This window comes from Pedobacter sp. 01N416 (assembly GCF_056399685.1).
This window is the reverse complement of the sequence record NZ_JBFTRT010000271.1, coordinates 1-6310: the sequence shown is the minus strand read 5'-3', so window position 1 is coordinate 6310 and position 6310 is coordinate 1. Positions and strand designations below refer to the sequence as shown.

General features: G+C 37.1%; 8 protein-coding genes. 2 read left to right on the top strand and 6 right to left on the bottom strand.

What is annotated here, in order from left to right:
- The 5 genes from AC1DND_RS15705 to AC1DND_RS15685 form a co-directional block, all read right to left on the bottom strand.
- Positions 1-566: DUF3050 domain-containing protein (locus AC1DND_RS15705; RefSeq protein ID WP_477582978.1), on the bottom strand; the 566-nt coding region annotated here is incomplete at its 3' end.
- Between the two features lie 358 nt (positions 567-924).
- Positions 925-1476 carry a fasciclin domain-containing protein gene (locus tag AC1DND_RS15700; protein ID WP_057931760.1) on the bottom strand — a complete coding sequence of 184 codons (552 nt, stop codon included), beginning with the start codon at positions 1474-1476 and terminating at the stop codon, positions 925-927.
- Between the two features lie 327 nt (positions 1477-1803).
- Entirely contained in the window at positions 1804-2586 is a 783-nt protein-coding gene (locus AC1DND_RS15695) for an SDR family oxidoreductase (protein WP_477582976.1), read from the bottom strand.
- 97 nt (positions 2587-2683) lie between these two features.
- On the bottom strand, positions 2684-3817 hold the full coding sequence (gene hemW, locus AC1DND_RS15690; protein ID WP_477582975.1) for a radical SAM family heme chaperone HemW: 1134 nt from the start codon (positions 3815-3817) through the stop codon (positions 2684-2686).
- Between the two features lie 169 nt (positions 3818-3986).
- On the bottom strand, positions 3987-4214 hold the full coding sequence (locus AC1DND_RS15685; RefSeq protein WP_477582973.1) for a hypothetical protein: 228 nt from the start codon (positions 4212-4214) through the stop codon (positions 3987-3989).
- Between the two features lie 117 nt (positions 4215-4331).
- Between AC1DND_RS15685 and AC1DND_RS15680 the strand changes: the two genes are divergently transcribed.
- Both AC1DND_RS15680 and AC1DND_RS15675 read left to right on the top strand, forming a co-directional pair.
- On the top strand, positions 4332-5309 hold the full coding sequence (locus AC1DND_RS15680) for a DUF4271 domain-containing protein (RefSeq protein ID WP_477582971.1): 978 nt from the start codon (positions 4332-4334) through the stop codon (positions 5307-5309).
- A gap of 14 nt (positions 5310-5323) precedes the next feature.
- Positions 5324-6094 (top strand): uroporphyrinogen-III synthase, encoded by a 771-nt coding sequence (locus AC1DND_RS15675; RefSeq protein WP_029274186.1) that lies wholly within the window; start codon positions 5324-5326, stop codon positions 6092-6094.
- 23 nt (positions 6095-6117) lie between these two features.
- Here the strand turns inward: AC1DND_RS15675 and AC1DND_RS15670 are convergent.
- On the bottom strand, positions 6118-6310 hold a 193-nt coding region (locus AC1DND_RS15670), incomplete at its 5' end, for a hypothetical protein (protein ID WP_477582970.1).

Below are 6310 nucleotides of genomic sequence, written 5' to 3'. Positions count from 1 at the left end.
GCCTGGGTACTGTTCAGGTCATTTACCATGCTAAAAAACATGTTTGGAATTAAATCCTCGCGGCCAAAGGTAAAACTTGCGGCCTGTAAATGTGTTTTTCCACTGTTTATGGTTTCGAAAGTCGCATTTACAAAATCCTTTGCCGCTGCAGGAACACTCGCTTTCGTGAAAGCCTCATTAAAACTTTTCCCGCTTTTTAGTTCCTGTAAAAAGATATTGATGGGTTTGGTGTTGGCACCGCATTGATCCATAGCATCTAAATATAACTCGAAGTGGCTTTTAATCGCTCCATTGGCATCCACATCCGATTCTTCACCGGCCACAATTTCATTGATCAATTGCCGGGTAACAGGATCGCCTACGGGGAACCATGGCAAAGTAGTACAGGTTAAATTAATTTGTAGGGCTTTAAGCAACGACATAAAATCCCAAACGGCGAAAATGTGGTGTTCCATAAAAATCCGGAGATCTTCTATTTCACTAATGGCCGAATAAACTTTGTGGTTAATGATTTCTTGCCTAAGCGGCTCTATTCTTTCCTGGATTTTTATAATGTTAGGATGCATGTATTTAATGAGTGAGTGTTTGAATGAGAGAATGTTTGTATGTGGGAGGTAATTCTCTCATTCTATAATTATCTATTTTGGTAAATTCTTTTCTAGCGCTCTGCTCGCTCTTTTAACTGCAAGTTCTTCATTCCACTGCATGTATTTTTCGCGGTAGTTTGCTTTCATAAAGTCGTCAAATTTACGCTGTAAAGTTAAGTGTAAAACAAAGTTGTAAGAATAGTAACCTTTGTAAAAACTAAAACTTTATAAACAGCTGACAATTAAATAAAAAACGTCCTTACTGTTAAGTAAGAACGTTAATATGAAAATCACACAGGAGGTGATGTAAGTTTTTAATAAGGATATCTTTTAAATATTATTTCGGCATTAAAACAGTATCGATTACATGGATCACGCCATTTTTTTGGTAAACATCTGCAATGGTTACAGTGCTCATTCCGCCTTTTTCATCTTTTAGCACTAATTTTTTACCTTCCATCCAGGCCCAAAGTTTACCACCTTGTACTGTGGTAAGTTCAGCTTTGCCGCCACCAGCTTTAATTGCTTTTGCAATTGCTTTGCTATCCATTTTACCGGCAACAACATGATAAGTTAAAATAGTAGTAAGCGTTGCTTTATTTTCTGGTTTAACCAGATTGTCAACAGTTCCGGCAGGAAGTTTATCAAATGCAGCATTTGTTGGTGCAAAAACAGTGAAAGGGCCAGCACTTTTTAAAGTTTCAACCAAACCTGCGGCTTTTACTGCTGCAACCAGTGTAGTGTGGTCTTTTGAATTTACAGCATTATCTACAATATCCTTAGTCGAATACATGGCTGCGCCACCAACCATTGGATTTTTTTGAGCGTAAACTTGAGTAGTGAATGCCATGGTAATTACGGCAAATGCGGTTAAGATTAAATTTTTCATTATTTCTAATTTTTAAGTTTCTGTTATTTGATTCCATTTACGATAGCTTACAGATACTTGGTTTTTAGAAATAAAAAATAATTTTTAATGTGTTGATTGTTAATGATTTAAATTTTTATTTTTTTTAATTTGTAAAGGTGCGGTGGTGGTTCTTCGGGTGGGCTAGCCCCGTTTTTCGCTAAATCTTTTGGCTGTTCTTCGACTCCGCTCAGAATGAGCGCCAAAAGGATATCGCTTCAACCAGGTTTAGATCAATTGGGCTCGCCCCTAAATCGCATCCTTTTAAACTTGGTGGATCACGCTTAACGCCAACCTCAAAACGCAGTGCTAGTTCACTTTCGCCGTTCTTACCTTTTTAGAAAAAAGCTTAGGGAAAAAGCGTTTCAATAATACTGCTCTGGTTTCTTTTCCGCCAATATAAACCTCTTCCTTTTTATTTTTAACAGCTTGTACAATTTGTTTTGCACATTCGGCAGGTGTCATGGCATTTTCATGTGCATCGCCCATCTTATTAAGTGGGTTACCATCTCCCGTAAGTGCGTTGTAGGTAACATTTGTTTTGATAAAACCTGGACAGATGATGGTAATATCGATGTTTTTATCGTAAACTTCCGATCGGAGCGAATCGAAATAACCATGCAGCGCATGTTTTGAGGCCGCATAAGTAGAGCGGAATTTCGTGCCGAATTTTCCAACAAGGCTACTAATTACAACTATCTGTCCACCACCGTTAGCGATCATCAAAGGTAAAACTGCTTTGCTCAGTACAACTGTTCCCCAGAAATTGGTGTCCATAATCTGTTGTTCTGTTTGCAGGTTGGTTTCGAGCGCTAAACTCCGCTGACTTACGCCGCCGCTATTGATCAGTAAATCTATTTTTCCAAAAATACGGATGGCATCGGCAGCTTTGTTTTCAAGTGTAGCTGTTTCGCTCAAATCGAATGGTAAAACATGTACATTAAAAGAATTTTGGCAGTTTCCTTTTACACGGAATAGTTCGTCACGATTTCTTCCTGAGATGATCAGTTTATTGCCAGCTTTAAAATATTCATATACCAAGGCCTCTCCAATACCTGATGATGCACCTGTAATCCATACAATTTTTGACATATATTTTAATTAATTATTGAATGACTGAGTTTTGAATGAGTGAATGTTGTTTAACCGGCTAAATCAGTCAGCTCTAATTCAATCCTTCTCAATTCACTCATTCATCTCCTACAATAAACAATTCCGAAGCAATATGATCGGCAAATAATTTTCCGTTTTGACTTAAACAAATTTTATCCCCATCAATGATCAGCCAGTCTTTATCCTCGAAATTTTTTAGGTTGTGTTTTGTTTCCGCTAAAAAATCTTTCCCGAAATCGGTATTTATTTTTTGTAAATCAGTTCCCCACATCGTTCTTAACGAAGTCATGATGTACTCGTTAAATCTGTCGTTTAAACTCAGTTCTTCAACAATTTCAGGAAGCTTGTTATGGCCTAACGTTTCCATATACAACGCGTTATTGGCAGGGTTCATATAGCGGTTTTGGCCATTAAAACCGTGTGCCGATGGGCCAATGCCAATATAATCTATTCCCTTCCAGTAATTGGTGTTATGCACTGCATAATGATCGGGTTTAGCAAAATTCGAAATTTCATAGTGTTCAAAACCTGCATCAACAAGTTTATCCATCAAAATTACAAACTGAGCGGCGCTTTGGTTATCGTTTACGGGAGTTTGTTTTTTATTTTTGATGGCGTGGGCTAAAGCTGTCCGAGGTTCTACCGTTAGCGCGTATCCCGAAATATGCGGAACCTCCAGCTCAATTGCTTTTTGGATATTACTTAACCATTTTTGATCGGTGAGTAAAGGATAGCCATAAATTAAATCGAGGGTTAGGTTTTCAAAACCAGCATCCTGACTTCTTCTGATACAATCTTCCGCTTCTTGGGCCCGGTGCGCGCGGTTCATCCAGGTCAGATCTTCATCATAAAAAGACTGTATGCCCACACTAAAGCGGTTAACGGGCAATTGTTTCAGTTCTTTTAATTTCTGGGCGGTTAAATCATCTGGATTGGTTTCGATGGTAATTTCAGCATTTGCATCAACAGAAAAAGTGTGGTCRATGGCATCGAAAATCTTTTGTAAAGCTGCCTGCGATAAAATAGAGGGTGTTCCGCCGCCAAAATAAATGCTTCCAACCTGTCCGCCAATCCGATCTTTTTTCATTTTGATCTCTTTGCAGATCGCATCAACCATTTCATCAGCATATTTTAAAGAAGTGCTGAAATGAAAATCGCAATAGTGACAGGCCTTTTTACAGAAAGGGATATGAATATAGATACCGGACATTGATGCAAAGATAGCGAAGTTAGGTTTTCTTTATTGTCATAATATTTAGTTAGGTAGTTTGAACGGTCGCATAAATTTTAGAATAACAAGAAAGTAAAGCTATATATTTACTTTTTATTGCTTTTGTAAAGTAATAGCTTTACCTGCGTTACTAGTTAAATGAATGAAACTACTTTCGCATTTCTTTGCTACTGTAGTTTTTTAAGTGTCTTTTCCCATCTTTATCTCCATCCCAAACGTTTGTGACCGCTGAAATTTTATGTGGAAGTTCTTTCTGTTTAATAATCTGGATTTTTGCGATCCTTCTAAAAGTTTTGTTCCATCGCCTTTTATCTAGCTTTTCTGAAGTCGCAGTTGTTATTCCGAATATTGGCGTTTTCTTTTTTGAATTGGACATTGTTTAATGCGTGCTATTTTTGCATTATTGCTAAAGTTATTAATTAATCCATTTATTTTCTTTAGGTAAACCATGATTATTCGACTACTTTTGCATCCTTAAGTTTTGATTTACAGCATGCCGAAATTTATTTTCTTTTTGTTCGCGTTTGTGTGGTCTGCTAATCTTGTAGCAGCACAAGAAATTCCTGTTCAAACAGATAGCGTAGCTGTAAATCAATATCAATATCGAAGATACCGGCCCGATTCGGCAACACTCGCCAGACAGAAATTTTCGACCGATTCGCTTGTTCACCATACCTGGGTGCTTCCTGATAGTTTAGTTAACAAGGGGGCTCTGCTTGATACCATCGAAAAGGAATATCTTTTTCCTAAACTCGATCTACTGGCCTGGCAAAAGAAATACCAGCACTTAAAGAAAAAGGCAAATCCCTATCAATTGGGCACAAAAATCCCAAAAGGCAACGTTGGTTTGCTTGGATTTATTTTTGGCATGCTTATCATCTTTGCCATTCTAAAAAATGCTTTTTCGAAACAATTATCGGCAATCGTTCAATCGTTTTTCAGCAACAGGATTTTGAATAATATTAACAAGGAAGATAACCTGTTTAGTTCGTGGCCATTTTTGTTGCTTTTTGTGCAGTTTGGTTTCGTTTTTGGAATGTTCTTTTTTCTGGTAGCGCAGTGGAATGATATGTATCAGGCAAAAGATGGGTTTAAGTTCTTTTTTAGTATATCGATTACTATAATTGTTTTTTATGCCCTCAAACTGGTTCTTTTACGCTTTTTGGGGTATCTGTTTAATGTACAGAAACCGGTGGGCGAATACATCTCAATTTTGTACCTCAGCTACTTCAATGCATCCCTACTATTTATTCCTTTAGTAGTTGCTTTCGCCTTATCGCCACTTAAATACGGCGGGGTGTATATCGTGTTGGCATTCTTACTGTTAGGCATTATTTTTGCTTTTCAGCTATTGCGGGCAGGTATAACGATACTTTCTAATAATAAGTTTTCTAGAATGCATTTATTTTTGTACTTTTGCGCCCTCGAAATATGTCCTATCCTAATACTAATTAAAACGATAGGACTGTAGCAGGAAAAAGGAAAATGCAAGAAAAGAACGACTCTAGAATCCGCAAAGTAAAAAGTATTTTGGTTACTTTACCAAAACCTGAAACAGAAAAATCTCCTTACTACGATTTGGCCAAAAAACACAACTTAAAAGTTGATTTTAGGTCCTTTATTCATGTTGAAGGTGTGCCCGCAAGAGACTTTAGAAAGGATAAGATTAACCTGGCCGATTTTACGGCAGTAATTTTTACCAGCCGTAATGCAGCAGATCATTTTTTTAGAATTTGTGAAGAAATGCGTTATGAAGTGCCGGCAGAACTGAAGTATTTTTGTCTGTCTGAGACTATTGCATTGTATCTGCAGAAGTATATCCAGTATAGGAAGCGTAAAATCTTTTTTGGTAAACAAACTGCAGCAGATTTAGCAGAGGTGCTAAAGAAGCATGCAAACGAGAAGTTTTTATATCCTTGCTCTGATATGGCTACCGAAGACACGATGAAGTTCTTGGAAAAAAGTGGGTATAATTTTACCCCTGCAGTTTTGTTTAGGACAGTAGTGAGCGATCTATCTGATTTAGCTGAAGTATTCTACGATGTTATTGCATTTTTTAGTCCGTCAAGTATCCAGTCGTTGTTTAAAAATTTCCCCGATTTTAAACAAAATAATACACGGATAGCTGCTTTTGGAACTAACACGAGTAAGGCTTGTACCGATATGGACCTGATAGTGGATATTGCTGCGCCAACCCCGGGTGTTCCGTCTATGACGATGGCTATTGAGAATTACATCAAAATATCTAATAAATAATACGATAAATAATTTATTTTAAGTCAATACAATAAATGCGTAACTTTACTGTTAGTAAGAGAGTTACGCATATTTTTGAACAAAATATAAGGCTGTTGGAGACGTGTTAATCTAACTTTAATTGTCTTTGAGTGATGATTTAACGTAAAATATTTGCTTTTGTTGATAATTTCAGTGATTTTTGATAAAATTGCTCCTAATCGTGCTGTGCACACT